Raw genomic sequence first — 25,212 nt, forward strand, 5'->3', positions numbered from 1 at the left:
GGCCTGAGCCCGATGATAGCCGCGGGGGGTTTCAGCGGGAGTAGTGCTCGACGACCAACTGCTCGTCGACGGGGACGGCGATCTCCTCGCGCGCGGGCCGCCGCAGCAGCGTGAAGCGCAGGTCGCCGTGGTTCACGTCGAGGTAGGGGGCGATCCGGTCGTCGGCGTACACGCCCTCCGACGCGGCCACGAAGGGCTGCATCCGGCGCGATCTGTCCCGGACGCCGACCGACTGCCCCGGCCGCACCAGGTAGCTGGGAATGTCGAGCGTGCGGCCGTCGACCGTGATGTGGCCGTGGTTCACGTACTGCCGGGCGGCGTAGATCGAGGGCGCGAGGCCGGCTCTCAGCACGAGCGACGCGAGGCGGGTCTCCAGGAGCGTGAGCAGTTCCTCGCCCGACCGTCCCGGGCGGCGCACGGCCAGGTCCCAGTAGCGCCGCAGCTGGCGTTCCGACACGTCGTAGTACCAGCGGAGCTTCTGCTTCTCCAGCAGGCGCACGCCGTAATCGCCGGTCTTGCGCCGGTCGGTCGCCCGGCCGTGCTGGCCGGGCGGGTAGGGCCGGGCCTCGAAGTACCTGACCGCCTTGCGGGTCAGGGGGACGCCCGCCCGCCGGGACAGCCGCACCTTCGGTCCGGTGTAGCGCATGGTTCCGCCTTTCCAAGTGAGGTCATCCTTATTAAGGTAAGGCTAACCTAACTAACCCTGAGGCTCAAGGAGCGCCATGCAGCACCCCGTCACGGCACCGCCCGTACCCGAGCGCGTGCGGACCCTCGCCGCCCTCGCGGCGCCGACCCACGTATCCGTCGCCGGCAGCGGCATCCCCGCGTCCGCCGCCCGCGGCGGGGTCGACGCCACTGGCCGCCCCGTGCTGCTGGTCGGGCCCGCCGAGGTCCTGCACGGCCTCCCCCCGGAGACGCTCGTCACCGTCGACCTCACCGCCGTCCGCGCGTACGGCGGGGTGGAGCGGCCGAGAGGGCTGCTCAAGGTGCGGGGGTGGACGCAGCCGGTGCCGGCGGCCGAGGCGCGCGCCACCGCCGTCGCGATCGCCGAGAGGTGCCCCGACGAGGATCTGTTCGCGGTCGTCGAGGGCGGCGGGCCGGAGCTCGTCCGGGTGGACGTGTGCCAGGTGGTCTACCTGACCGGCGGGGAGTCCGGCGTCCTCGACGCCGAGGACTACCTCGCCGCGACCCCCGACCCGCTGCTCGGCGCGGCGGAGCGGATGGTGCGCCACGTGAACGAGGCCCACCGCGACCGGCTGGCCGGGACCGTCGCGCGGCTGACCGGTGAGCCGGTGGGCGACGCGTGGCTGTGGGAGCTCGACCGGTACGGCGCCACCGTCCGGATGGGAGAGGACGGCCTGGTCCGGGTCCCCTGGCCCGCCCTCGCCGCCACCCCCGCGGCCCTCGAACGGGCGCTCGCGTGCCTGCTGTGCCCCTCCTGACCGCCTTCGGCGGGGGTCGGAACCTGAATAAAGGAGACAATAGAGGAGAATGCGGACATCGCCTCTGAAAGGTCGTGGTCGCGATGACCGTCAGGGCCAAAGCGCTCATCACCCTCTATCCGCCGGACGAGGGCGGCCTCGCCCACGAGCTGCCCTTCCGCACGCAGTCCCTCGTGATCTGCGCGCACACGGCGCGGGAGGGCAGGGAGCTCGACCGGCCGTTCCAGGCGGCCATCACGGCGGACGACGAGGAGCCCCTGGTCCCCGGTGAGCGGCTGCACGTGGTCACCATCGCGACCAACGACGACGACGCGGTCGACTACCTGCGGCCCGGCCTGCGCTTCCGCCTGTGGTGCGGCCACGACGTCGGGAGCGGCATCGTCTCCCGCCGCGTGATCTGACGCCCCCGCCCCGGGCGCGAACCGCCCCGGCGATCGTGTCGTCCAACCTCGTGTCCACGACACGAGGAGGCACCGGATGGTCACCAGGCGGGGAGCGCTGGCCGGAGGGCTGGGCGCGCTCGGGGCGCTCGCCCTGACGGGCGGCGCGGGCGCGGCGCTGGTCGAGGCGGAGGTGCTGCCGGGGAAGGTCTGGCTCGACCGCACCCTGGGCCGCTGCGGGAGGCTCCCGTCCGCGCCGCCGGCCCCCGGCGTCCTGCGGACCCGCACGTTCGCCTCCCGCCGGCGCGGGACGGACGTCACCGTCGTGACCGTGCTGCCCGCGGGGGTCCCGTCGGTGCGGGGCCTGGGCGTCGCCGTGGCGCTGCACGGTTACGGCGCCACCGCCTCGTCGGTGGTGGGTTCCCTCGCGCTCGACCACTACCTGACCGAGGCCGTGGCCCGCGGCGGCGTCCCGCCGTACGCGCTGGTCGCGGTGGACGGCGGCGCCGCCGGGTACTGGCACCGCCGGGCGAACGGGGACGACCCGCTCGCGATGATCCGCGCCGAGATCCTGCCGTGGCTGCGCGGGCAGGGCGCGCTCACCGGCCGCGTCGGCGTCATCGGCTGGTCCATGGGCGGGTACGGCGCCCTGCTGCTGGCCCAGACGCTCGCGGGCGGCGGCGGGCCGCGGGCGGCCGCCGTCGTGGCGTCCTCACCGGCCCTGTTCTCCGGGTACGCCGACGCCCGCGCGGCCAACCGGCTGGCGTTCGACGACGCCGCCGACTTCGCCCGCAACGACGTGTTCGCCCGGCTGGACGCGCTCGGCGGCGTGCCCGTGCGGGTCGACTGCGGGGCAAGCGACCCGTTCGCCCCGATGGCGCGCCGCCTGCTGGAACGCCTCCGGCCCGAGGGCGGCATGGGCGAGGGCTGCCACGACTACGCGTTCTGGCGCGGCCGCCTCCCCGCCCAGCTCGCCTTCCTCGGCCGGCACCTCGCCGCCTGAGCCCGTGATCCGGTGTGGCGTGATCCGGCGCGGCGTGATCCGGCGCCGGCGGGGCGCGCGCCGGATCACGCCTCCGGTCACAGCGTCGTCAGGTGGACGTGGCCGTCCGTGCCGTTGACGGCGGCCGATACCCGGCCGTCGGGCGCGGCGGCCGCGCCGAGCGCGCCGGTGAAGGTGTCACCGGCCCAGCTCGCCGGCTGGTACCAGCCGCCCCACTGCCCGTCCGCGAAGTCGCGCCGCCAGAGCTTGTAGTCGGCGGCCCGGGCGAACAGCGACATCCCGGCGGGGGTCGCGGTCACCGTGGGGCTGCCGCTGATCGTGCCGTCGCCCGGCCGCCACCCGTCCCACCGGCCGCCGGACAGCGTGCGCAGGTAGAGGTGGTCGTCGTTGCCGCGGACGGCCAGCTCGACGCCGCCGTCGGGCCGCGCCGCCGCGGACGGCCGGCCGTAGACCACGCCGCCGGCGGGGGAGCCGAGGTCGGCCCAGCCCGACGTGCCGGTGCGGTAGCTCACCCGCCCGTCGGGGCCGGTGACGAACACGGTCCAGGAGTCGGGGCTCCGCCAGGCGACCGCCGGTCCGTCGGCGGCGGTCCCGCCCCAGCTGTGCCAGCGGCCCCACTTCCCGCCCGTGTACGTCCGCTGCCACACGGCACTGTCGGTCCCCCGTACGAACAGGTCGAGCCGATTGCGGCGGGCGACGACGGCGGGCTGCCCGAGGATCGCGTCGCCGACCGGGCCGCCCAGCCTGGTCCACTGCCGCGACCAGGCGCCGCCGGTGGAGCGCTGCTCGTAGAGGGCGCCGTCGCCGCCCCGGACGAACGCGACGGCGTGGGTCGCGTCCTGCCAGGCGAACGCCGGGCTGGCCGTGGCGTCGCCGCCGAGGTCCGTCCCGAGGACCGACTCCGCTCCGGCCAGCGTGAGCAGGACGACGCCGTGCCGCGGCACCGTGGTCGTGTAGGAGGTCGTGAAGGTCCCGGCGTCCTGGCGCTCCCAGAGGCGGCGCACCCGGACCGGGCCGCCGAGGCCGGCGTCGGAGAAGTTCAGGGTCATGGACGCGTCGGACTCCGACGCGTTCAGCAGGGCGACCGCCCGCGTGCCGCGCGCCGACAGGCGCTTGCTCCACACCTCCAGGCCGTCGCCGGGCGACGCCACCCGGACGCCCTGGATCCCGAGCGGGTCGCGGTCGACCGCGATGACCTCGGGGTTGGACAGCATCTGCGTGGTGGCCGCGTCGAACGCGGTGACGTCGGTGCCGATGACGAGCGGGGCCGCCATGATGGCGAACATGCCGAACTGGGCGCGCCCCTCCTCGAACGTCAGGCCGTGGCCGGGCAGCAGGTAGTCGGGGTCGTTGTAGTGGCCGGGGCCGTTCGCCTCGGGATGGTAGGAGTTGACGCCGATCGTCCGCCGGAAGTACGCCCACTCGTTGCCGTCGCTGTCGAAGAAGGCGCTGTCGGTCCCGGTGCGCCACGAGTCGGCGATCGTCGCGCCGAAGCTGTAGGAGTGGACGGCCGTGCGCTCGACCGGGTAGTTCCCCCAGTCGGTGGTGACGGGGTTGCAGATGTTGAGGATCATCCGGCCCGCGACGGCCTGGCTGACCTGCCGGTACGTCGTCGCGGGGTCGAGCCCGGCGGCCACGCCGCACAGGAAGTCGACCTTCACGGCGTCGAAGCCCCACGACACGAACCGGTCGGCGTCCTGCTGGTAGTGGCCGCCGCTGGAGACGCCGCAGCTGCCCGGGATGTCCGGCCCGGCGTCGGTGTAGATGCCGGCCTTGAGGCCGAGCGCGTGCAAGTAGCCGGTGAGCTGCCGCAGGCCGTTGGTCTCCGCGTCGGCCGGCCGCGCCGGGTCGAAGCGCCACCGCTCGGGGTCGTAGCGCAGGTCGCCCCGCGCGTCGCGGCCCATGGAGTGGGACACGGGGTCGCCGCCCGACTGGTCCGCGGCGAGGTTCCACCCGCCGTCGATCCAGACGATCGTGTACCCGGCCGCGGCGAGCCCGCTGTCCACCAGGTGGCGGGCGACCCTCTTGATCGCCTGCGCGCCCAGGTACTTGTCCGGGTCGCTGGTGTACGGCAGGAACCCGCCGTAGTAGGTGTTCCAGCCCATGTACGGCACGGGGGCCAGGCCGCTGTCGTAGTAGGCGGGGGCGCCCTGGTCGGCTCCCTGGTCCGCGGCGGCCGCCGTCGTCGTGACGAGGAGTGCCGCGACGACGACGGAGAGTATCGCCGCCAGGCCGCGTGGTCGTCGGGTCATGTGGGTGAACCTCCGGGGGGAAGGGTCAGCCGATGGCGAAGCGGCTCGCGGGCCGGCCGGGCGCGACCCCGTCCACCGCGTACACCGCGCCCGCGCCGGGCGGCGCCGGGTCGAGGCCGTACGCGGCCGACGTGACGAGCAGACGGCCGCCGGCGAGGCAGACGCTGGTCGGCTGGGGGGTGGGCAGCGGGACGACGCGGACGAGACGGCCGTCCGGGGCGTAGCGGTGGACGGCCGACCCGCCCCACACCGCGACCCACAGGTGACCCTCGTCGTCCACCGTCATCCCGTCCGGATCGCCGTCCGCGATCGTGGCGAAGACGGACGGCTCGCCGAGGTCGCCGGTGTCCGGGTCGACCGGGTGACGGTCGATCCGGCCAGCGGCGCTGTCGGCGAGGTACATGGTGCGGCCGTCGGCGGTGAACGCCGGGCCGTTCGGGATCGTCAGGCCGGTCCTGACGACGGTGACGGAGAGATCGGGACCGACCCGGTACAGCGCCCCGGCCCCGCGCGCCGCGTCGTACGCCATGGACCCGGCCCAGAAGCGGCCGGCGGGGTCGCAGACGCCGTCGTTCATGCGCGAGGTGGGGGGCAGCGGCCGCGCGATCCAGTCGAGCGCGCCGGACGCCTCGTCGAGCAGGGCGAACCCCTGCCCGGCGGCGGCCAGCCAGCGGCCGGGAGCGCCGGCCAGCGGGGCGACGGCGCCGAGCGGCGTCCCCACCGTGGCCAGGACCTCGGCCGGGCCGGGACGGTCGGCCGGGGCGGCGAGCAGCCGCCCGGCGAGGATGTCGACGAAGACGAGCCGCCCGTCGACCCACCGGGCGCCCTCGCCGAGCTCACAGGAGGTCGGGCTCCAGACGTTCACGTGTTCCTCACCTCGTCAGCGCAGGGTGGAGCCGGGCGGGGAGTCGAGCAGGGCGAGCTCGGCGCGGGTGGGCAGGCCCTCCCAGTCGCCCTCGGAGGCCACGGCGAAGGCTCCCGTCGTCACGGCGCGGTCCAGCCGGCCGGCGAGGTCGAGGGAGTCGAGCAGTCCGGACAGGTAGCCGGCCACGAAGGCGTCGCCGGCCCCGACGACGTCCCGCACGCCGACCCGCCGCGCCGGCGCGTGCGCCGACCCCGAGCGGGTGTGCGCGTCTGCGCCGTCGGCGCCCCGCTTGACGACGACCTCGGCCACGCCGGCGTCCAGGAGGGCCTCGACGCGGTCGCGCTCGGTGGCCGCGGAGGCGGGCGCGACCAGGTCCAGCTCGTCGTCCGAGGCGACGACCACGTCCAGCAGCCGCGCCAGCGGGCGCAGTTCGCCGGCCGCCCGCTCCCGGTCCCACAGCCGTGAGCGGTGGTTGACGTCCAGGCAGACCCGGACGCCGGGGGTGGCGGCCGCGGCCTCGACCGCGGCCCTAACGGCCGCGGCCGGACCCGGGCCGAGCGCGGGCGTGATACCCGTGACGTGCAGGATCCTCGGCGCGGGGGTGAGCGCGGGCAGGACGTCGGCGGGCGACAGGAACGACGCCGCCGACCCGGAGCGGTGGTAGATCACCCGGGTGACGTCGCCCACCCGGCGCTCCCGGAGCATCAGCCCGGTCGGCCCCCGGTCGTCCGTCCGCACGTGGGAGACGTCGACGCCCTCGGCCCGGAGGGTGCGCACGACGAGCGCCCCCGTCTCGTCGTCTCCGACGAGCCCGGTCCACCGCACGGTGTGACCCAGCCGGGCGAGGCCGATGGCCACGGTGGACTCGGCGCCCGCGGCCGACAGGCGCAAGGCGCCGCCCAGCCGGATCGGGTCGGCCGCCCGCAGGGCGGCCATCGTCTCCCCGAAGGTCGCGACGTCGGTCACGGCGTCTCCCCGGTCACAGCGCCTCCCGGAAGGCCGCGGCGCGGGACCTGAGCGCGTCGAGGCTCCCGCCGGCCGCCGCGTCGCCCACCAGGGGTGAGCCGACGCCGACCGCCACGGCCCCCGCCCGCAGGTAGGCCACCGCGTCCTCGGCCGACACCCCGCCCACCGGCACGAACGGCACGGCGGGGAAGGGGTCGCGCAGCGCGCGCAGGTACGGCACGCCGCCGAGGGACGCGGGGAACAGCTTGACCGCGGTCGCCCCCGCGGCGAGCGCGGCCACGACCTCGGTCGGCGTGAGGGCGCCCGCCAGGACGGGGAGGCCGAGCGCGTGCCCGGCGGCCACCGCCTCGCTCACGGCGGGCGTGACGAGGTAGGCGGCGCCCGCGTCGGCCGCGCGCCGGGCGTCGTCGGCGGTGAGGACCGTCCCGGCCCCCAGGAGGGCGGCGTCGCCCAGCTTCCGGCGGGCGCGGGCGATCACCGACAGCGCGCCGGGGGTCACCAGGGAGACCTCGACCAGGTCGACGCCCTCCTCCGCCAGCGTCGTCACGGCGCGCAGCGCCGCCTCGGGGTCGGCGCCGCGCACGATGGCCAGCAGCCGCCGCTCGGCCAGGGTCTCCAGGAACCGCTCGCCCTCAGTCATCGTCCATCCGTTCCGCGGCCAGGACCAGCCGCCAGGTCAGCTCGCCGGAGGCGGGGACCGCGGCGGCGTCGCCGGGACCCGCCTCCGCGAGGTCGAACACCGCGCCGAGCATGGGCTCCACGCCCAGGCTCCGGTACGGCGCGTGGGCGGGGAACCCGCCGAGGTTGCGCCAGAGCGCGGTGGAGACCGGGACCTCCGGCGGCGCCTCCACGCGCAGGACGAGGGCGTCGGCGCCGTCGACGACCCGGACCGCCGGGCAGCGGATCACCGCGCCGACGGCCGTCCCGTCGTCCGGCCCGAGCCGGTCGAGCGGGAGATCGAGCGGCGTCGGCCACACGCCCTCCAGGAAGGGGGCGCCGTCCGGCCACGGTCGGCCGATCAGCGGCGCGGCCTCGGGGAAGACCCGAACGGCGGCGCCCGCGGGCGCCTCCAGCCTCGCCTCCGCCCCCAGGTGGAGCAGCGCGTGCGCGGCCCAGACGAAGCGGTACCCGGGGTCGGCGGACAGCCGGTAGGCCGCGACCAGCGCGCCGCCCTCCTCGCCCACCTCGCGCGTCAGCTCGAACTCGTCGCAGGTGACGACCGCCGCGGCGGGGGAGCCCGACCAGGGCCGGCTCCAGGCGTCGCCGTGGTCGGGCAGGCCGCGCACGGTGGGGACGCACTCCTCCAGGCCCCCCGCGTCCACGAAGCCGGAACCGGGGACGACGCCCGTCCGGGCGGGGTCGGGGCGGGACCACAGCCACTCGCGGCCGCCCCCGCTGAGCGAGGTCCACCGGCCGCCGCGCGCCAGGTCCATGCGGGCGGCGAGCGGGACCGGGGTCACCACTCCGCCAGCCCGCCGTCGTCGTGCCGCCAGACGGGGTTGCGCCAGGCGTGCCCCGTGCGGTCCGCCCGCCGTACCGCGGCCTCGTCGACCTCCACGCCCAGCCCCGGGGCCTGCGAACGGGAGGCGTACCCGTCGACGAAGCGGAACACCTCGGGGTCGAGCACGTAGTCGAGCAGGTCGGCGCCCTCGTTGTAGTGGATGCCGATCGAGTGCTCCTGGATCAGGAAGTTCGGCGTGGCGAAGGCGACCTGGAGGCTGGCGGCGAGCGCTATCGGGCCGAGCGGGCAGTGCGGGGCCAGCTTCGCGTCCCACACCTCGGCGAGGGCGGCGATCCTGCGGGTCTCGGAGATGCCGCACGCGTGCGACAGGTCCGGCTGCACGACCGCGACCCCGGCCTCCAGCGGCTGCCGGAAGTCCCACCGGGAGTACAGCCGCTCGCCGGTGGCGATCGGCACGCTGCTGGCCGTCACGACGTCACGCAGCAGGTGGGGCCGGTCGGGCAGGACCGGCTCCTCGGCGAACATCGGCTGCAGCCCGGCGATGAGGGGCAGGATCCGCCGGGCGTCGGCCGCGCTGGTCCGGCCGTGGAAGTCGACGGCCACGTCGCGGGCCGGCCCGAGGACGTCCCTGGCCAGCGCCACCCGTTCGACCACCGCGCCGATGTCGGCCGCGGTCGCGAGCGCGGGCATGCGCCCGGCCGCGTTCATCTTGACCGCGGTGAAGCCGGCGTCCACCCGGGCGGCGATGCTCTCGGCCAGCTCGCCGGGGTCGTCGCCGCCGACCCACGCGTACATGCGGACCCGGTCGCGGACCGGGCCGCCGAGCAGCGCGTGCACGGGAGCGCCGTACGTCTTGCCCGCGATGTCCCACAGCGCCTGGTCGAGGCCGGCCAGGGCGCTCGACAGCACCGGCCCGCCACGGTAGAAGCCGCCGTTGGCCAGGACCTGCCAGTGGTCCTCCACGCGCAGCGGATCCTGTCCGATCAGGTACTCCGCCATGATGCCGACGGCCGACCGCACCGCCTCGGCGCGGCCCTCCACCACCGGCTCGCCCCAGCCGATCAGCCCCTCGTCGGTCTCCACCCGGCAGAACAGCCAGCGTGGAGGCACGAGGAACGTCTCGACCTTGACGATCTTCATTGTCGCCCCCGGTTCTTGATCTCCTGCTCGTCCTTGGCCGCCTGCTCCAGCAGGGCCCGCATCGCCCGTTCGGCCCCGTCGGCGTCCGCGGCGCGCACGGCGTCGAGCACGGCCCGGTGGGGAGGCAGGAAGTCGTCCTGGTGGCCTTCGCCGTGGACGAGCAGGTCGCGGGCCCGCAGCCCGACCTCGATGATGTACTCCATGCGGATCAGCAGCTCGTTGTGCGACGCCTCCAGCAACTGGCGGTGGAAGGCGAGGTCCGCCTCGACGATCTCCTTCGCGCCCGCGTCCGGACCGACCGCGTCGAGCGTGGCCGTGAGCCGCGCGACGTCCTCGTCCGTACGGCGGGCCGCGGCCAGCCGGGCGCCCGCCGGCTCGACGATGATCCGCACCTCGTAGAGGTCGTCGAGCATCCCCGACCCCGCCGGGTCCTCGAACTGCCAGCGCAGCAGGTCGGGATCGAGCAGGCTCCACTCGGAACGAGGCCGGACGAACGTGCCGCGCTTGGGCCGGGCGTCCACGAGTCCCTTGGCCGCGAGCACCTTGAGCGCCTCACGCACGACCGTCTTGCTGACGTCGTAGGTGATCTCCAGCGCGTCCAGGTCGAGGGTGGCGCCCGGCGCCTCCTGGCCCGTGATGATCCGCCTGCCGATCGCCTCGACGACCTGCCCGTGTACGCCGCGGCCCGGATAGACGCTCAATTTCGCCGTCCTCGTGGTCGGGAATTTGTGATCATGCGGAATCTTTCACCGCCGTCCACCCGCCGTCCACCAGCAGGCACGCCCCGGTGATGTAGGAGCTCTCCTCGGAGGCGAGGAAGGCGACCGCGGCGGCCACCTCCTCCGGCCGTCCGAGGCGCCCGGCTGCGGTGCCGGCCGCGCTGCGGCGGCGGTCCTCCTCGCCGATGCCGTCCCAGGCGGGCGTGAGGATCGGGCCGGGGAGCACGGCGTTGACGCGCACCCGGGGGCCGTACTCGACCGCGAGCTGGCGGCCGAGTGAGACGAGCCCGCCCTTGGCGGCGGCGTACGCCGGATGCCCGGGCAGCCCCGCGAGGGCGTGGACGGAGGAGCTCAGCACGACCGAGCCCGCCCCCCGCTCGGGGAACCCGGCTTCCAGAAGGCCCATGCACGCGCGCACGGCGAGGTAGGCCGCCTTGAGGTTGACGGCGATCTGGCGGTCCCAGTCGTCCTCGGCGAGCTCGTGGGCCGGGGCCCGGACGACCACGCTGGCGTTGGAGTGCAGCACGTCGAGCCGGCCGAACTCCGCCCGGGCCAGAGCCTCGACGCGTTCCCACGTGGCGGCCGCGGACACGTCGCCGGTGACGCCCAGCGCCTCGCAGCGGCCGGTCGCCGGGTCCGTCACGTCGACCGCGATCACGTGCGCGCCCTCGGCCAGGAAGCGGTCGACGACCGCGGCCCCGATCCCGGACGCGGCGCCGGTCACCACGGCCACCCTGCCGGTCAGCGATTCCCGTCCCATCCCCTACTCCCTGTCCAGCACGATGACGGCCGCGTCGGCGGCGTCGTCCGGCAGCGGGACCAGGCCGGCCGCCGCCAGGGCCGCCCCGCCGTGTCGCCCGCCGTCTCGTCTGCCCTGTCCACCGCCGTGTCCACCGCTGTGTGCACCGCCGTCGTCCCTTCGCCGGTACGCCGCCGCGGGGTCCACGCCGCGGAGCCGGACGCGGACGGGGCGCCCGGTGTGGGTGCCCGACCCGCGGGCCGGTCCTGTGCGCCAGGCCAGCAGGACCACGGTGTCCTCCAGCGCGTACTCGACCGCGTACACCGGCAGGGACGGGTCGCCGTGCCGGTGGACCTCGCCGTCCCGGATGACGTGCCTGATCGACCTGTACAGGGCGACCCACCGGGCGGCCTCGGCCCGCTCCGCCTCCCCCCACGCCCCGATGTCGGCGCCGATGCCGAGGGCGCCGGACATCGCCACGGCGAACCGGAAGGCGAGGCTCCGCGGCGCGGTGTCGAACAGGCCGGGGTCGTCGGTCACCCACGAGCTCATCAGGTGGGGCGCGTAGCCGTGCAGGAAGCCGTCCTGGACGGCGAGGCGGTCGAGCGGGCCGGTGTTGTCGCTCGGCCACAGCACGTCGCAACGGGCCGCGGTGGCCAGGTCGACCCGTCCGCCGCCCGCCGCGCAGCCCTCGACGACCACGTGCGGGTGGTCGCGGCGGAGCCGCTCCAGGATCCGGTGGAAGTTCGCGACGTGCCGCCCGTCGCGGTCGGGCCCCGGCCCGCGTTCGGTCATCGGGCGGTTCATGTCCCACTTCAGGTAGGTGATGTCGTAGCGCCGGAGCAGGCCGTCGACGGTCTCCCACACCCAGGCGGCGGCGTCGTCGCGGCCGAGGTCGAGCACGTACTGGTTGCGGATCGTCGTCATCGGCCGCCCCGGGATCCGGTAGACCCAGTCCGGGTGCTCCGCGAACAGGCGCGACCGGGGACTCACGCCCTCCGGCTCGATCCACAGGCCGAACCCGAGACCGAGCGCCCGCACCCCGGCGACGAACTCGGCGAACCCGCCGGGGAACTTCGCCGGGTCCGGCTCCCAGTCGCCGAGCCCCCCGCGGTCGTCGTCCCGGCCGGTGAACCATCCGTCGTCCACCACGAACGTCTCGACCCCGATGGCGGCGGCGGTCCTCGCCAGCTCCAGCTGCCGATCGGCCCGTACGTCGAACCCGGTGGCGAACCACGAGTTGTAGACGACGGGCGGGGTGACAGGACGGCGGAGCGTCCGCTGATAGGCGTGCCAGGCCCGGGCGACGCCCTGCAGGCCGTCCCCGCTGTACAGCCCGCACGCGGGAGGCGTGGCGAGCGTCTCGCCGGGGGCCAGCACGATCGCCGCCTCGTTCGGCAGCCGGCCGAGGCCGACCCTGGTCGTCCCGGCGGCCGCGTCGGCGTCCACGTCGATCGTCCACGACCCGCTCCAGGCCAGCGCGGCGCTCCAGGTCGGTCCGTCGGGCTCGGCGAGGGGCTGCACGGCGACCCAGGGGGAGTGCGACAGCCCGGTCAGGCCGAGGCGGCTCTCCAGCGTGAACCGGCCGTGGCGCAGCTCGACCCGGCCGGCCTGGAACTCCTGGGCCCAGCGTCCGTGCAGGTGGTGCACCAGGGCGCCGCCGGGGGTCGGGACCGTGAAGCCGGCCGACCGGACGCGCTCCAGCCGGAGCGGGGTGTCGCCCTGGTTGCCGATCTCGGCCCACCGCTCGACGACGTCGTGGCCGGGATGGACGCGGTAGCAGAGGGTGGCGGTGAGCCGCTGCAGGTCGTCGGCGAAGTGGACGCGCAGCTCGGTCCCGCCGTCCTTGTCCGTCAGCTCGTCGCCCGTGTGCTGCCAGACCGTTCCGCGCAGGCCCTCCCCGCCGGGGGCGGGCCGTTCGGCGACCAGGTCGAGCTGCGCGAAGTGCCGCACGCCCAGCGGCGCGTACTCGCAGGCCGCGGCGTCCGCGGGCGTCGAGTACGGCGTGGGCCCGGCGTACTCCAGAGGGCCGGGGACCGGGGGGTCGTCGAGGGCCGGGCCCCAGTAGGCGAGCTCGGCCCAGCCGCCGCCCGGTGCCAGGCGCACCTGGTAGACGGTCGTGGCGGTGCGCAGCGTCCACCGGGTGCCCGCGGCCGGCCCGGCCGGGCCGGTCGTCGTGTCGGTCATCGGGAGGATCCGATCAGCAGGCCGGAGATGAAGTAGCGCTGGAAGCGCAGGAACACGACCACCGTCGGGACGGCCGCGACGACCGTGGCGGCGGCGATGACGTTCCACGAGGAGAAGTACTGCCCCTGCATGCCGAGGATGGCCGGGGTCACCGGCAGCTTGGTCTCGTCGCGCAGGAGCGTGATGGCCCACAGCAGGTCGTTGAACGTCCACGTGAAGGCGAGCGACCCCAGGGCGGCCATCGCCGGCTTGGTCAGCGGGAGCACGATGCGCAGGTAGACGCCGGCGGCGGAGGCGCCGTCGATCCTGGCGGCCTGGGTGACCTCCTGCGGGATGCCCCGCATGAAGCCGTGCAGCACGAACGTGTAGAAGCCGAGCCCGACCGCGGTCAGCACCACGATCATGCCGATGCGGCTGTCGAACACGCCGAACCGCTCGGTCAGCTTCAGCACCGGGATCAGCAGCAACTGGGCGGGCAGCAGGTTGCCGGCCAGCATGAGCAGCAGCAGCGTCCTGCGGAACGGGATGCGGTACCTGGCCAGGCCGTACGCCGCCATCGAGGCGAGGACGAGCGTCGCGACGACGACGGGAACCGTGATGAGCAGGCTGTTGCCGACCGCCCGCAGCTCACCGTTGGCGAGGGCCTGCCCGTACGGCTCGAGGGTGAGGCCCGCGGGCAGGCTCGCCAGCCCCTTCGCGGCGAGGTCGTCGAACGTGCGCAGCGAGGTGACCAGGACCAGCGCGAGCGGGAGCAGCCACAGCGCGGCCAGCAGGCCCATCCCGCCGTGGAACAGCCAGGGCCTGAGCCGGGCGTTCGCGGTTCTCATGCGGCCTCCTCATCGCGCAGGCTCCGGACCAGGTAGACGACGATGGTGGCCACGGTCAGCAGGAAGATCACGACGGCGAGGGCCGAGCCGTAGCCGAGCTGGGAGCCCAGCACCCCGGTGGAGAACTGATAGGTGCTCAGCAGCTCCGAGGAGTGGTACGGCCCGCCCTTCGTCAGCGCCCAGACGATGTCGAACGAGCGCAGGGCGTCGATCACGGTCACCGCGAGGACGACCGTGCTGACCGGGCGCAGCTGCGGGAGCGTGATGTGCCGGAACCGCGCGAGCGCGCCCGCGCCGTCGGTCTTGGCCGCCTCGTGCAGCAGCGGGTCCACCGTCTTCAGCCCGGCCAGGAACAGCACCATGATGTAGCCCACCTGGCGCCACAGCGCGGGCACGATGAGGGCGTACAGGGCCGTGTCCGGGTCGCCGAGCCAGATCCGCGCCTGGTCCTTCAGCCCGACCGCGGTGAGCAGGCCGTTGACCACGCCGTCCGGCTGGTAGATCATCCGCCAGACCAGCGCGGAGACCACCATGGAGAACACCACCGGCAGGAAGAACACGGCCCGGTAGATCCCGATCCCCCGTCGCGGCCGGTCGAGCAGCAGCGCCAGTCCCAGCCCGCCCAGCACCGACAGCCCGCCGAACAGCACCAGCCAGACGACGGTGTTGCGGAGCGCCGTCCGGAACGTCTCGTCGGACCACATCCGGGTGTAGTTGCCGAGCCCGACGAACACCGGCGGCGAGATGCCGTCCCAGCGGGTCAGGGAGATGTAGACGCTGTTCAGCGCCGGCCAGAAGGTCCAGAACATCTCGACGGCGAACGGCACGAGCACGAACGCGAGGAGGACGGCCGCCTCACGCGACCCCCTCCGGCCGCCCCGGGACGGGGCGCCGGTGCCGCGGGAGCCGCGTGAGACGGCCTCGGGGAGGGCGGTCATGGTCAGTTACCGCGCGCCTTGGCGGAGTCGTCCTGCCACTGGGCGAGGATGCCGGCGGCGTCCCCGGGCTTGTCGATGAACTTCACCAGGGCCGTCGTGAGCGCGTTGAGCTGGTCGTCGTTGGAGTCGCGGTTGAAGAACTGCGTCACGTCGGCCGCGGCCGCCACCATCGCCCGGCCCTTCTCCAGCAACGGCGTGGAGTAGGGGGACTTCGCCTGGCTGTTGGCCGGGATGACCGTGTTCTGCGAGATCTTCAGGTAGAGCTCCTGCGCCGCCGGCGTCGCCGCGTACTTCAGGAACGCCAGCGCGCCGTCAGGGTCGGCGCTGCGGGCGCTCGCGATGAACCCGTCCAGCGGCGCCTCCTCGGCCACCGGGACGGCCGGGTCGACGATGGGGAACTGGAAGAAGCTGATGTCGGCCTTCACGTCGTCCGGCATCGAGTCGGCGAGGAAGGGGCCGCACAGGAACATCGCGTCCTTGCCCTGCTGCCACTTCGCCGAGCCCTCCTGGAAGGACAGGCCCTTGCCCGCCGGGTCGAGGTACGGCAGCACCTCCCGCCAGACGTCCAGGACCTTGGCCACCCGGGGATCGGTGTAGCTCTCCTGGCCGGCCAGCAGGGCGCGGTGGAAGGTCGCGCCGTTGATCCGGAGGTTGAGGTAGTCGAACCACGACGCGGTGAGCCACGCGGCGTCGGCCAGCGGCAGGGCGAGCGGGCTGACGCCCTTGCCCTGCAGCGTCTTGCAGAGGGCGACGAACTCGTCCCAGGTCTTCGGCTCGGACACGCCCCACTTCTCGAACTGGGACGTCCGGTAGAACATGCCCCACCAGTAGTAGTTGGTCGGGATGAAGATCTTCTTGCCCGAGGCGTCCGCGGACAGCTTCGCGAACTGGTCGCTGTATCCCTGCGCGGGGAACGCGGAGGTCGCGTCGAGCAGGAGCCCCTGCTTGGCGAAGTTGCTCGCGATCTCCCCGGCGAACCAGGTCAGCACGTCGGGCGGCGTCGAGAGCGTGAGGTCGGCGCGGATCTGCTGCTGGAAGGCCGCCGCCTCCATCGTGTTCAGCGTCGGCTTGTACTGCGGGTTGGCCTTCACGAACTCGTCGAGCAGCGCCTGCATCGCCTTGCGGCTCTTGTCGCTGGTCTCGCGGGACTTCAGCAGCAGGGCCTTCGACGAGCCCGATCCGGTGGCGGCCGGTGCGGCCGGGGTGCTCGTCGCGCACGCGCTCAGCGCCGACGCGAGGCCGAGCGCTCCGACGCCGGACAGGAAGCCGCGGCGGCTCACAGTGGGGTGATTCAAGGGTGGCCTCCGGTGGGACCAGGGGGTAAGGGGCGGCCAAGCCGAAGCACACCCTCGCACCCCCGGCCGCGCGTCGTCAATAACTATTCATAAGAAATGAAAATTGAGCCCTCAGGAGTGTGGGGGGCCAGGCCGAGGCGCCGGGGGGTGGCAGGGAGAGCGGGAAATGGGAGAAGGTCGGGTGTGGCCGCACAGACCCACCAGGAGCGCGGGCCCGCCTCGCCGGCCTGCTGCCGTGCCGTGCCGTACCGACCCGACGAGGAGTTCCCCGCGTGACCAGCACCACCGTCTTCCGTGACGCCCGCGACCTGCTGCTCGGCCTGTACGGCGACTACGACCGGGCGCTCGCCTCGTTCTCCTGGCCGTCCTTCGGGGAGTCGTTCAACTGGGCCACCGACTGGTTCGACGCCATCGCCCGGGGCAACGACCGCACCGCTCTGTGGATCGTGGAGGAGGACGGCTCCGAGCGCCGGTACTCGTTCGACGAGATGGCCCGCCGCTCGGACCAGGTGGCCACCTGGCTGGAGTCGAACGGCGTCGGCAAGGGCGACCACGTGCTGATGATGCTCGGCAACCAGGTCGAGCTGTGGGAGTCGATGCTGGCCGTGATGAAGCTCGGCGCGGTCATCATGCCCGCGACCACGGCGCTCGGCGGCGCCGACCTCGCCGACCGCGTCGTGCGGGGCGGGGCCCGGCACGTGATCGCCAACGCCGCCGACACCGCCAAGTTCGCGGCCATCGAGGGCGACTACGGCCGCGTCTGCGTGGGCGGCGCGGCCGGCGGCTGGCTGCGGTACGCCGACGCCTACGAGGTGGCCGGGCCGCGGAGCTTCGAGGCCCGCACGCGGCCCGGCGACCCGCTGCTCCTCTACTTCACCTCGGGCACGACCAGCCGGCCCAAGCTCGTGGGCCACACGCAGGTGTCCTATCCGGTGGGCCACCTGACCACCATGTACTTCATCGGGCTGCGCCCCGGCGACGTGCACCTCAACATCAGCTCGCCCGGCTGGGCCAAGCACGCCTGGAGCTGCTTCTTCGCGCCGTGGAACGCCGAGGCCACGGTGTTCGTGTACAACTACTCCCGCTTCGACGCCGCCGCCCTGCTGGGCCGGATGCGGCAGGCCGGGATCACCACGTTCTGCGCTCCGCCGACCGTGTGGCGCATGCTGATCCAGGCCGACCTGTCCGGCGGGCCGGGGACGCTGCGCGAGGCCGTCGCCGCGGGCGAGCCGCTGAACCCCGAGGTGATCGCGCGGGTCCAGGAGGCCTGGGGGCTGACCGTCCGCGACGGCTACGGCCAGACGGAGACGACCGCTCTGGTGGCCAACACGCCGGGCGCGCCGCTCACGCCCGGCTCGATGGGCCGTCCGCTGCCCGGCGTGCCCGTCGTGATCGTCGACCCGGTGACCGGACGCCGCGGCGACGAGGGGGAGATCTGCCTCGACCTCGCCGCGCGGCCGGCCAACCTCATGACGGGCTACCTCGGCGACCCGGCGCGGCACGAGGAGGTCATGGCGGACGGGCTGTACCACACCGGCGACGTGGCGGTCCGGGACGCCGACGGCCACATCACGTTCGTCGGGCGGACCGACGACGTGTTCAAGGCGTCCGACTACAAGATCTCGCCGTTCGAGCTGGAGAGCGTGCTCATCGAGCACCCGGCCGTGGCCGAGGCGGCCGTCGTGCCGGCCCCCGACCCGATCCGCCTCGCCGTCCCCAAGGCGTACGTGGTGCTGGCGGCGGGCTGGGAGCCCGGACGGGAGACGGCGGCGGCGATCCTGCGGCACGCGAGGGAGAACCTCGCGCCCTACCAGCGGGTACGCCGGATCGAGTTCGCCGACCTGCCCAAGACGATCTCCGGCAAGATTCGCCGGGTGGAGCTGCGGGCCCGCGAGAACGACGTGGCCGGCGCGGGCGGCTCGCCCGAGGGGGAGTGGCGCGACGACCAGTTCCCCGAGCTGCGCGGCTGACCCGCCCGGCTGACCCGCCCGGCCCGACCCGCGAATGAGCCCGACCCGCGAATGAGCCCGGCCCGCGAATGAGCCCTGCCCGCGAAACAGCCCTGCCCGCGAAACAGCCCTGCCCGCGAAACAGCCCTGCCCGGCCGTGGGCGACCCCGCCGCGGACCCGTGGTCGCGGCCTGACAGGCTTGTCCTCCAGGGCGCGATCGCGGGGGAGGACGTGACGATGACGCAGCAGGTGCCTGACGGGGGACCCGGGCGGCCGCCGGTGCCGCAGCCGGTGCTGAGCCCGCTGACCACCGCGGCGGTCTTCCTGGTCGTCACCGTCGACGCCGGCGGCGAGCCGATCGCGCGGGAGCTGCTGACCGACCTGCCGGCGCTCCAGCGGTCCGTGGGCTTCCGGGTGCCCGAGGGCAGGCTGAGCTGCGTGGCCGGCATCGGCTCGGCCGCCTGGTACCGGCTGTTCGCCGGGCCGCGCCCGGCCGAGCTGCACGAGTTCCGCGAGCTGCGGGGGCCCGTCCACCACGCGGTGTCCACGCCCGGCGACCTGCTCTTCCACATCCGGGCCACGCGGCTCGACCTGTGCTTCGAGCTGGCCTCGCAGATCATGGATCGGCTCCGCGGCGCGGTCGTCGTGAGGGACGAGGTCCAGGGCTTCGTGTACTTCGACATGCGCGACCTGCTCGGCTTCGTCGACGGGACGGAGAACCCGGTCGGCCCGGTCGCCGACGAGGCCGTCCTCATCGGCGGGGAGGACCCGGAGTTCGCCGGCGGCAGCTACGTGATCGTGCAGAAGTACCTGCACGACCTCCAGGCGTGGAACGCCCTGACCGTCGAGGAGCAGGAGAAGGTGATCGGGCGGACGAAGCTGTCCGACATCGAGCTGGACGACGACGTCAAGCCCGCCGACTCGCACGTCGCGCTGACCACGATCACCGACCCCGACGGGACGGAACGGCGGATCCTGCGCGACAACATGCCGTTCGGCAACGTGGGCAGGGGCGAGTTCGGCACCTACTTCATCGGGTACGCCCGCACGCCGCAGGTCACCGAGACGATGCTGGAGAACATGTTCCTGGGCGACCCGCCCGGCACCACCGACAGGATCCTCGACTTCTCCACCCCGGTGACCGGGACGCTGTTCTTCGTCCCCACCGTCGACTTCCTCGACGACCTTCCCGACCCTCCGGGCGCCGGCGGCACGGCCGGGGCCGGTACGACCACCGATGCCCCGGCCCGGCGCGACGGGTCTCTCGGCATCGGCGACCTGAAGAGGAGCACCTCGCAATGAACAACCTGCACCGCGAGCTGGCGCCCATCTCGGATGCGGCGTGGGCCGACCTCGAGGAGGAGGCGCGGCGCACGTTCAAGCGGCACGTGGCCGGCCGCCGCGTGGTCGACGTCCCCGAGCCGGCCGGTCTCGCGCTGTCCGCCGTCTCCACCGGCCACCTCGACTCCGTGGAGCCGCCCGCCCCCGGCGTCGTCGCCCACACCCGCCGCTCGCAGCCGATTCTTGAGCTGCGGGTGCCGTTCACGGTCGACCGCCGGCAGGTGGACGACGTCGAGCGGGGCGCCAAGGACGCCGACTGGCAGCCGGTGAAGGACGCCGCCAAGCGGATCGCGTTCGCCGAGGACCGGGCGGTGTTCGAGGGGTACGCCGCGGCGGGCATCGCCGGAATCCGCGACGGCTCCTCGAACCCCGTCGTGCCGCTCCCGGCCGAGGCGGGCGACTACCCCGACGCCATCAGCCAGGCCGTCTCCGCCCTGCGCCTGGCCGGAGTCGGCGGGCCCTATGACCTCGTCCTCAGCGCCGCCGCCTACACGGCCGTGAACGAGACCAGCGTGTACGGCTACCCCGTCCACGAGCACATCGCCCGGCTGCTCAGCGGGAAGATCATCTGGGCGCCGGCCATCGACGGCGCCTTCCTGGTGTCCAGCCGCGGCGGCGACTTCGAGCTGTGCATCGGCCAGGACCTGTCGATCGGCTACCTGTCCCACGACGCCGGCAGCGTGGAGCTGTACTTCCAGGAGACGCTGACCTTCCTCGTGCACACGTCCGAGGCCGCCGTCGCCCTGACGCCCACCCCGGCCGCCGCGGGCTGACCGGGCCGGGAGGCTCAGACCCCGGGGACCCGGGCGCGGGCGTGGACGGACAGGTGCGAGGGGCGCAGCGCGTCCGACCTGTCCCACAGCGCCGGGTCGACGCTGTCGCGCTGGCCCGAGTGCCGGACGACCTCCAGGCCGTGCTCGCGGAGCAGGGACGACATCTCCTCCGGGCTGAGGAACGTCAGCCAGGGCTCGCCGCGTTCCGCCGCCACCGGCGCGACGGCCTCGACGTACGCCTGGCCGGCGGCGTCGCGCAGCCCCTCGGGGAGCATGTAGTCCAGGACGATCTCCGTGCCCGGGGCGAGGCCGGCCACCGTGTCGAGGGTCCGCCCGATGGCCTCCCGGGTCAGGTACATCGTGACGCCCAGCCAGCCCACGAGGGCCGGAACGGCGGGGTCGAACCCGCCGGCGACCAGGGCGTCCAGCGGCGACCCCGCCTCGAGGTCCACGGGGACGAACGCCAGCGAGGGCGGCACCGGCACGCCGGCCGCCTCCAGCAGGCCGCGCTTCCACCGCTGGCTCGACGGGTGGTCGACCTCGAACACCCGGACGCGCCCCGCGAGCGGCGACCGGTAGGCGAAGGTGTCCAGGCCCGCGCCGAGGATCACGTACTGGGCGAACCCGCCCTCCTCCAGGAGGTCCTCCGTGTAGCGGCTCCGCGTCACCACCGCCGCTCGCGCGCCCACGAGCACCGGGTGCGTGCCCTTCGCGCGGTGGTAGCCCACCAGCGTCTCGGCCAGGTCGCCCAGCAGCCGGTACGCCAAAGTGTCGCGGAAGATGAGGGGCTCGTCGTCGACGATCAGGTGCGCCGCGCGGGCGGCCGCCGCGGTCATCGCGGTCTGGCTCGGCTCTCCATTGCTGTCCATGCCGGAGAAAATATCTTACCTAAACGCAATCATATCAGCGGCATAAATCTTTTCGATTTCCGGTGAATCACATTTTCATTTCTCTCATTTCGTGAGGCCGAGCACCATGGGGGCCAGCCGGGCGCGGTGCCAGGCCGCGTCCCCGAACAGCTCGGCCGCCGCGTGGGCGCGCTTGAGGTGCAGGTGGGCCTCGTGCTCCCAGGTGAAGCCGATCCCGCCGTGGAGCTGGACGGTCTCCGCGGCCGCCGCGCGGTACGCCTCCGAGCAGTACGCCTGGGCGGCCGCGGCCCGCACCTCCAGGCCGGGCGCCTCCTCGGCCAGCGCGCGGGCGGCGTCGTCGCCCAGCGACCCGGCCGACTCGACGAGCACGTAGAGGTCGGCCAGCCGGTGCTTGACGGCCTGGAAGGACCCGATCGGCCGGCCGAACTGCCGCCGGTTCGTCACGTGCGTCAGCGTCATCTCCAGGCACCGCCGCGCGCCGCCCACCTGCTCCGCGGCGAGCGCGGCCGCCGCCACCGCGAGCAGCCGGCCGAGCACCCGCTCCCCGTCGGCGGAGAGGAGCCGCGCCGGGGCCCCGTCCAGGCGGACGCGGGCCTGCGGCCGGGTGCGGTCGAGGGGGGCCAGCGGCTCGACCCGCACTCCGGGGGCCGCCGGCTCGACGGCGTAAACGGCCAGGTCCCCGCCGTCCGTCCGGGCCGGGACCACGAGCAGGCCGGCCGCCTCGCCGTCGAGCACGTGCTCCTTCACCCCCGTCAGCCGGCCGCCCTCGGCGCGGCACCGAACGGCGGCCGGGTCCCAGGAGCCGCCCTCCGCCCAGGCGAGCGCGCCGACGAGGGCGCCGTCCGCCAGCGTGGGCAGCCACTCCGTCACCCCGCACGCGAGCAGGGCCTGCGTGGCGAGCACGGCCGAGCCGAGGTACGGCAGGGGGGTCAGCGCCCGACCCAGCTCCTCGCACACGACGAGGGCCTCGGCCAGGGTCGCGCCGGCCCCGCCGTGCTCCTCCGGCACCGCGAGCCCGAACGCCCCCACCTGCCCGGCCAGCAATCGCCAGGCCGCCTCGTCGTACGGCGCGGGGGCGTCGGGGGCGGGGCGCGGCGCGGGGGCGCGCCCCAGCACGGCCCGCACCGTCCGGCGCAGTTCCTCCCGCTCCTCGGTCACCCGGTCCCTCCGACGTCGGCGATGCGAGGGTAGGGCGGCCCCGGCGTGCGCGCCCGCCCCCTCCCGCTCTCCGGGAGTGATCGGGCCTCTTTCCTTCCACCAAGCGTTTGGTAGGGTCCCGGGGTGTGGAGCCGGACGAGGCCTTCCGCGCCGAGGTGCGGGCGTGGCTGGAGGACAACCTGACCGGAGAGTTCGCGAACGCCCGCGGGCTCGGCGGGCCCGGCCGCGAGCACGAGGCGTTCGGCCTGAGGCTGGCGTGGGAGCGGCACATGGCCGCGGCCGGCTGGACCTGCGTCGGCTGGCCCGAGCGCCACGGAGGGCGCGGCGCGAGCGTGGAGCGGCAGGTGGCCTTCCACGAGGAGTACGCGCTCGCCGACGCCCCCGCCCGTGTCAACCACATCGGCGAGAACCTGCTCGGCCCGACGCTCATCGCGTACGGCACGCGGGAGCAGCGGAGTCGGTTCCTGCCGGAGATCGCGGCCGTGCGGGAGCTGTGGTGCCAGGGGTACTCGGAGCCCGACGCCGGATCCGACCTGGCCGGCGTGCGGACCAGGGCCCGGCTCGACGGCGGCCGGTGGCGGATCGACGGGCAGAAGGTGTGGACCTCGCTCGCGCTGGAGGCCGACTGGTGCTTCGCGCTCTGCCGCACCGAGCCGGGCTCGGCCCGCAGCCGCGGCCTGTCGTTCCTGCTCGTGCCGATGCGGCAGGACGGGGTGGAGGTGCGGCCCATCACCCAGATCACCGGCACCTCGGAGTTCAACGAGGTGTTCTTCGACGGCGCGGTGACCGACGCCGCCAACATCGTGGGGGCCCCGGGCGACGGCTGGCGGATCGCGACGGCCACCCTCGGCTTCGAGCGCGGGGTGGCGACGCTGGGCCAGCAGGTCGGGTTCCGCAGGGAGTTCGAGGGCGTGGTGCGGCTGGCCCGGCGGACCGGGGCCGTCGACGACCCGCTGCTGCGCGACCGGCTCGTCCGGGCGTGGATCGGCCTGCAGGTCCTCCGTCTGAACGCGGTCCGCACGATGGCCGGCGTCGCCGCGGGCGCGCCCGGGCCCGAGTCGTCCATATCCAAGATCTCGTGGGCCACCTGGCACCAGGAGCTGGGCGAGCTGGCCATGGACGTGCTGGGCGCGGCGGGCACGGTCGCCGAGGGCCCGCCGTACGAGCTGGGGGAGTGGCAGCGGCTCTTCCTGTTCTCCCGGGCGGACACCATCTACGCGGGTTCGAACGAGATCCAGCGGCAGATCATCGCCGAACGGGTGCTCGGGCTGCCGAGGGAGCCGCGCGGCTGAGAACCCCTGGAGCGAGACCGCGGGCGGCCCTTCCCGAAGACGGCTCCCGTTGTTAGATTCCAGAACGAGAATTGATTTCAATTCTGGTGGGAGGGTGCGATGGCCGCCGTCAGCCCGTCGCCGGAGCCGGCCGCCCCCGAGCGGGGCGACCTGCCGCCGTCCATGGTGGAGCGGATGACCCTGATCATGGACGCGTTCCCGGGCCGGTCGACCCGGCTCACGCTGGAGGACGTGGCCCGCCGCACACACCTGCCGCGGTCGACGGCGCACCGGATCCTCGACCAGCTCGTCCGCCTGCGCTGGCTGGAGCACACGTCGTTCGGCTACAGCCTGGGACAGCGCGCGCTCGGCCTCGGGGGCCGCGACGGCGGGTACGGCGAGATCCGCGAGGCCGCCGCCCCCCTGCTGCACGGCCTGCAGATGCGCACCGGGATGGTCGTCCACCTGGCCGTGCTCGACACGGCCGACGTCTTCTACCTCGACAAGGTGGGCGGGCGGTTCGCGCTGTCGGTGCCCTCGCGGGTGGGCGGCCGGGCGCCGGCCCACTGCACCGCCCTCGGCAAGTCGATGCTCGCCTGGCTGGCGCCCGAGCGGGTGGACGCCCTGGTCGGCGGCTCGCTCAGCCGGCTCACCGACCGCACCATCGGCGAGCTCGGCGTGCTCCACCAGGAGCTCGACCGCATCCGGCGGCGGCACGGGGTCGCGTACGAGCGGGGGGAGTGCTTCCCCGGCATCGCGTGCGTCGCGGCCGCGGTCCGCGGCAGGGAGGGGCCGGTGGCGAGCATCTCCCTCGTGGGCGACGCGCGGACGCCGCTGGAGCGGGTCGCGCCGCTTGTGGCCGACGCGGCGCGCCAGGTCGCGCTCGACCTGTTCCCCGACGCGGAGGGCGCCCGGCGCGCTCGGTTCGTGCGGCCGGTCCTGGACGGCGCCTGGTCGGCCGAGACCATGAACCGGCTCCTCGCCGCCGGTCAGAACGGCGACTGGCTCTAGCCCGGGCGCGGTCAGCCCCAGTGTCAGCCCCCACGGTGAGCGCCGGAGTCAGCCCCAGTGGTCGCCCCAGCCCCAGAGGCCGGCCGCCTGGGGCTCGCCGGGGTCCACGCCGAACCGCCCCCCGTAGAAGATCATCGGCCGTCGCTCGCCGTCGCCCGCCTCCAGCAGCACCACCCGGCCGACGACCACGTCGTGGTCCCCGGCGGGGTGCACGTCCTCGATCTCGGCGTGCACCCGCAGCAGCACGCCGCGCAGCGCGGGGACGCCCCACGGGGAGGGGTCCCACTCCAGCCCGTCGTACTTCCTGCCGGTGCTCGACCCGAACCGGGCGCACATCTCGACCTGGTCCTCGCCCAGCACGTTGACGCAGAACCGGCCCGACCTCCTGATCCTCGGCCAGGCGCGCCCGCCTCTGTCGGCGCAGAACAGCACGAGCGGAGGGTCGAGGGACACCGAGGCGAAGGCCTGGCAGGCGAACCCCACCGGCTCCCCGTCGTCGCTGCCGGTTACCACGGTCACCCCGCTGGCGAACAGCCCCATCGCCCGGCGGAACTCCGGCGGCCCCGGCGCGGCCGCCGGCCGGGCCGCCGTACGGACGGGATCGGCCGTCATGGGCTCACCTCA

General features: G+C 74.4%; 24 protein-coding genes. 8 read left to right on the plus strand and 16 right to left on the minus strand.

The window, feature by feature from the left end:
* Positions 1-31 precede the first annotated feature (31 nt).
* Positions 32-646: a 30S ribosomal protein S4 gene (rpsD, locus tag Mco01_RS13755; RefSeq protein ID WP_204057283.1), complete on the minus strand. Its 615-nt coding sequence runs from the start codon at positions 644-646 to the stop codon at positions 32-34.
* A gap of 76 nt (positions 647-722) precedes the next feature.
* Between rpsD and Mco01_RS13760 the strand changes: the two genes are divergently transcribed.
* The 3 genes from Mco01_RS13760 (at position 723) to Mco01_RS13770 (ending at position 2,825) form a co-directional block, all read left to right on the plus strand.
* Positions 723-1,442, plus strand: coding sequence for a DUF2470 domain-containing protein (locus tag Mco01_RS13760; RefSeq protein WP_204057284.1), 720 nt, complete (start codon positions 723-725; stop codon positions 1,440-1,442).
* Positions 1,443-1,525: 83 nt separating this feature from the next.
* Positions 1,526-1,843, plus strand: a complete 318-nt coding sequence (locus Mco01_RS13765) for a hypothetical protein (RefSeq protein WP_204057285.1) — start codon at positions 1,526-1,528, stop codon at positions 1,841-1,843.
* A gap of 76 nt (positions 1,844-1,919) precedes the next feature.
* Positions 1,920-2,825 carry an alpha/beta hydrolase gene (locus Mco01_RS13770; RefSeq protein WP_204057286.1) on the plus strand — a complete coding sequence of 302 codons (906 nt, stop codon included), beginning with the start codon at positions 1,920-1,922 and terminating at the stop codon, positions 2,823-2,825.
* Positions 2,826-2,902: 77 nt separating this feature from the next.
* Here Mco01_RS13770 and Mco01_RS13775 read toward each other — a convergent pair whose 3' ends face one another.
* Genes Mco01_RS13775 through Mco01_RS13830 form a run of 12 tightly spaced genes read right to left on the minus strand, consistent with a single transcriptional unit; the run spans position 2,903 to position 16,215 of the window.
* Entirely contained in the window at positions 2,903-5,077 is a 2,175-nt protein-coding gene (locus tag Mco01_RS13775) for a DUF8189 domain-containing protein (RefSeq protein ID WP_204057287.1), read from the minus strand.
* Positions 5,078-5,102: 25 nt separating this feature from the next.
* Positions 5,103-5,942: an SMP-30/gluconolactonase/LRE family protein gene (locus Mco01_RS13780; protein WP_204057288.1), complete on the minus strand. Its 840-nt coding sequence runs from the start codon at positions 5,940-5,942 to the stop codon at positions 5,103-5,105.
* Positions 5,943-5,957: 15 nt separating this feature from the next.
* On the minus strand, positions 5,958-6,908 hold the full coding sequence (locus Mco01_RS13785; protein WP_239103592.1) for a sugar kinase: 951 nt from the start codon (positions 6,906-6,908) through the stop codon (positions 5,958-5,960).
* A gap of 13 nt (positions 6,909-6,921) precedes the next feature.
* Complete coding sequence (locus tag Mco01_RS13790) at positions 6,922-7,548, minus strand: bifunctional 4-hydroxy-2-oxoglutarate aldolase/2-dehydro-3-deoxy-phosphogluconate aldolase (RefSeq protein ID WP_204057289.1); 627 nt, start codon at positions 7,546-7,548, stop codon at positions 6,922-6,924.
* The gene (locus Mco01_RS13795; RefSeq protein ID WP_204057290.1) at positions 7,541-8,368 is read right to left on the minus strand and encodes a hypothetical protein; all 828 of its coding nucleotides are present in this window, start codon (positions 8,366-8,368) and stop codon (positions 7,541-7,543) included. Before Mco01_RS13795 ends, Mco01_RS13790 begins: the two co-directional genes overlap by 8 nt.
* Entirely contained in the window at positions 8,365-9,510 is a 1,146-nt protein-coding gene (gene dgoD, locus Mco01_RS13800; RefSeq protein ID WP_204057291.1) for a galactonate dehydratase, read from the minus strand. Before dgoD ends, Mco01_RS13795 begins: the two co-directional genes overlap by 4 nt.
* Positions 9,507-10,211: a FadR/GntR family transcriptional regulator gene (locus Mco01_RS13805; protein WP_204057292.1), complete on the minus strand. Its 705-nt coding sequence runs from the start codon at positions 10,209-10,211 to the stop codon at positions 9,507-9,509. The genes dgoD and Mco01_RS13805 overlap by 4 nt, the downstream gene beginning before the upstream one ends.
* Before the next feature lie 31 nt (positions 10,212-10,242).
* The gene (locus Mco01_RS13810; protein WP_204057293.1) at positions 10,243-10,989 is read right to left on the minus strand and encodes an SDR family NAD(P)-dependent oxidoreductase; all 747 of its coding nucleotides are present in this window, start codon (positions 10,987-10,989) and stop codon (positions 10,243-10,245) included.
* Between the two features lie 3 nt (positions 10,990-10,992).
* Complete coding sequence (locus tag Mco01_RS13815; protein WP_204057294.1) at positions 10,993-13,155, minus strand: alpha-galactosidase; 2,163 nt, start codon at positions 13,153-13,155, stop codon at positions 10,993-10,995.
* Entirely contained in the window at positions 13,152-13,982 is an 831-nt protein-coding gene (locus Mco01_RS13820; protein ID WP_036320600.1) for a carbohydrate ABC transporter permease, read from the minus strand. Before Mco01_RS13820 ends, Mco01_RS13815 begins: the two co-directional genes overlap by 4 nt.
* Positions 13,979-14,920: a carbohydrate ABC transporter permease gene (locus Mco01_RS13825; RefSeq protein ID WP_204057295.1), complete on the minus strand. Its 942-nt coding sequence runs from the start codon at positions 14,918-14,920 to the stop codon at positions 13,979-13,981. Before Mco01_RS13825 ends, Mco01_RS13820 begins: the two co-directional genes overlap by 4 nt.
* A 2-nt stretch (positions 14,921-14,922) precedes the next feature.
* Positions 14,923-16,215, minus strand: a complete 1,293-nt coding sequence (locus Mco01_RS13830) for an ABC transporter substrate-binding protein (RefSeq protein ID WP_204057296.1) — start codon at positions 16,213-16,215, stop codon at positions 14,923-14,925.
* Positions 16,216-16,487: 272 nt separating this feature from the next.
* Between Mco01_RS13830 and Mco01_RS13835 the strand changes: the two genes are divergently transcribed.
* From Mco01_RS13835 to Mco01_RS13845, 3 genes are all read left to right on the plus strand, one after another.
* A complete protein-coding gene (locus tag Mco01_RS13835; RefSeq protein ID WP_204057297.1) occupies positions 16,488-18,185 on the plus strand; it encodes an AMP-binding protein in 1,698 nt (565 codons plus the stop codon).
* 217 nt (positions 18,186-18,402) lie between these two features.
* The gene (locus Mco01_RS13840) at positions 18,403-19,467 is read left to right on the plus strand and encodes a Dyp-type peroxidase (protein ID WP_204057298.1); all 1,065 of its coding nucleotides are present in this window, start codon (positions 18,403-18,405) and stop codon (positions 19,465-19,467) included.
* Positions 19,464-20,279, plus strand: coding sequence for a family 1 encapsulin nanocompartment shell protein (locus Mco01_RS13845; RefSeq protein WP_204057299.1), 816 nt, complete (start codon positions 19,464-19,466; stop codon positions 20,277-20,279). The genes Mco01_RS13840 and Mco01_RS13845 overlap by 4 nt, the downstream gene beginning before the upstream one ends.
* 14 nt (positions 20,280-20,293) lie before the next feature.
* Here Mco01_RS13845 and Mco01_RS13850 read toward each other — a convergent pair whose 3' ends face one another.
* Both Mco01_RS13850 and Mco01_RS13855 read right to left on the minus strand, forming a co-directional pair.
* Positions 20,294-21,148, minus strand: a complete 855-nt coding sequence (locus Mco01_RS13850) for a class I SAM-dependent methyltransferase (RefSeq protein WP_239103593.1) — start codon at positions 21,146-21,148, stop codon at positions 20,294-20,296.
* An 84-nt stretch (positions 21,149-21,232) separates the two neighbouring features.
* Complete coding sequence (locus Mco01_RS13855; protein ID WP_204057300.1) at positions 21,233-22,306, minus strand: acyl-CoA dehydrogenase family protein; 1,074 nt, start codon at positions 22,304-22,306, stop codon at positions 21,233-21,235.
* Between the two features lie 125 nt (positions 22,307-22,431).
* Here Mco01_RS13855 and Mco01_RS13860 point away from each other — a divergent pair, with 125 nt between their 5' ends.
* Positions 22,432-23,598 carry an acyl-CoA dehydrogenase family protein gene (locus tag Mco01_RS13860; RefSeq protein ID WP_204057301.1) on the plus strand — a complete coding sequence of 389 codons (1,167 nt, stop codon included), beginning with the start codon at positions 22,432-22,434 and terminating at the stop codon, positions 23,596-23,598.
* 99 nt (positions 23,599-23,697) lie between these two features.
* Positions 23,698-24,588, plus strand: coding sequence for an IclR family transcriptional regulator (locus Mco01_RS13865; protein WP_204057302.1), 891 nt, complete (start codon positions 23,698-23,700; stop codon positions 24,586-24,588).
* Positions 24,589-24,636: 48 nt separating this feature from the next.
* On the opposite strand, the gene Mco01_RS13870 is transcribed toward Mco01_RS13865, so the two are convergent.
* Positions 24,637-25,200 carry a flavin reductase family protein gene (locus Mco01_RS13870; protein ID WP_204057303.1) on the minus strand — a complete coding sequence of 188 codons (564 nt, stop codon included), beginning with the start codon at positions 25,198-25,200 and terminating at the stop codon, positions 24,637-24,639.
* Positions 25,201-25,212 lie beyond the last annotated feature (12 nt).

This window comes from Microbispora corallina (assembly GCF_016863035.1).
Classification (GTDB): Bacteria; Actinomycetota; Actinomycetes; order Streptosporangiales; family Streptosporangiaceae; genus Microbispora; species Microbispora corallina.

Bases quoted from the DNA above. Each gene is read 5' to 3' on its own strand.
- rpsD (WP_204057283.1), bottom strand. From the start codon at position 646: ATGCGCTACACCGGACCGAAGGTGCGGCTGTCCCGGCGGGCGGGCGTC.
- Mco01_RS13760 (WP_204057284.1), top strand. From the start codon at position 723: ATGCAGCACCCCGTCACGGCACCGCCCGTACCCGAGCGCGTGCGGACC.
- Mco01_RS13765 (WP_204057285.1), top strand. From the start codon at position 1,526: ATGACCGTCAGGGCCAAAGCGCTCATCACCCTCTATCCGCCGGACGAG.
- Mco01_RS13770 (WP_204057286.1), top strand. From the start codon at position 1,920: ATGGTCACCAGGCGGGGAGCGCTGGCCGGAGGGCTGGGCGCGCTCGGG.
- Mco01_RS13775 (WP_204057287.1), bottom strand. From the start codon at position 5,077: ATGACCCGACGACCACGCGGCCTGGCGGCGATACTCTCCGTCGTCGTC.
- Mco01_RS13790 (WP_204057289.1), bottom strand. From the start codon at position 7,548: ATGACTGAGGGCGAGCGGTTCCTGGAGACCCTGGCCGAGCGGCGGCTG.
- dgoD (WP_204057291.1), bottom strand. From the start codon at position 9,510: ATGAAGATCGTCAAGGTCGAGACGTTCCTCGTGCCTCCACGCTGGCTG.
- Mco01_RS13810 (WP_204057293.1), bottom strand. From the start codon at position 10,989: ATGGGACGGGAATCGCTGACCGGCAGGGTGGCCGTGGTGACCGGCGCC.
- Mco01_RS13815 (WP_204057294.1), bottom strand. From the start codon at position 13,155: ATGACCGACACGACGACCGGCCCGGCCGGGCCGGCCGCGGGCACCCGG.
- Mco01_RS13820 (WP_036320600.1), bottom strand. From the start codon at position 13,982: ATGAGAACCGCGAACGCCCGGCTCAGGCCCTGGCTGTTCCACGGCGGG.
- Mco01_RS13825 (WP_204057295.1), bottom strand. From the start codon at position 14,920: ATGACCGCCCTCCCCGAGGCCGTCTCACGCGGCTCCCGCGGCACCGGC.
- Mco01_RS13840 (WP_204057298.1), top strand. From the start codon at position 18,403: ATGACGCAGCAGGTGCCTGACGGGGGACCCGGGCGGCCGCCGGTGCCG.
- Mco01_RS13845 (WP_204057299.1), top strand. From the start codon at position 19,464: ATGAACAACCTGCACCGCGAGCTGGCGCCCATCTCGGATGCGGCGTGG.
- Mco01_RS13850 (WP_239103593.1), bottom strand. From the start codon at position 21,148: ATGGACAGCAATGGAGAGCCGAGCCAGACCGCGATGACCGCGGCGGCC.
- Mco01_RS13865 (WP_204057302.1), top strand. From the start codon at position 23,698: ATGGCCGCCGTCAGCCCGTCGCCGGAGCCGGCCGCCCCCGAGCGGGGC.
- Mco01_RS13870 (WP_204057303.1), bottom strand. From the start codon at position 25,200: ATGACGGCCGATCCCGTCCGTACGGCGGCCCGGCCGGCGGCCGCGCCG.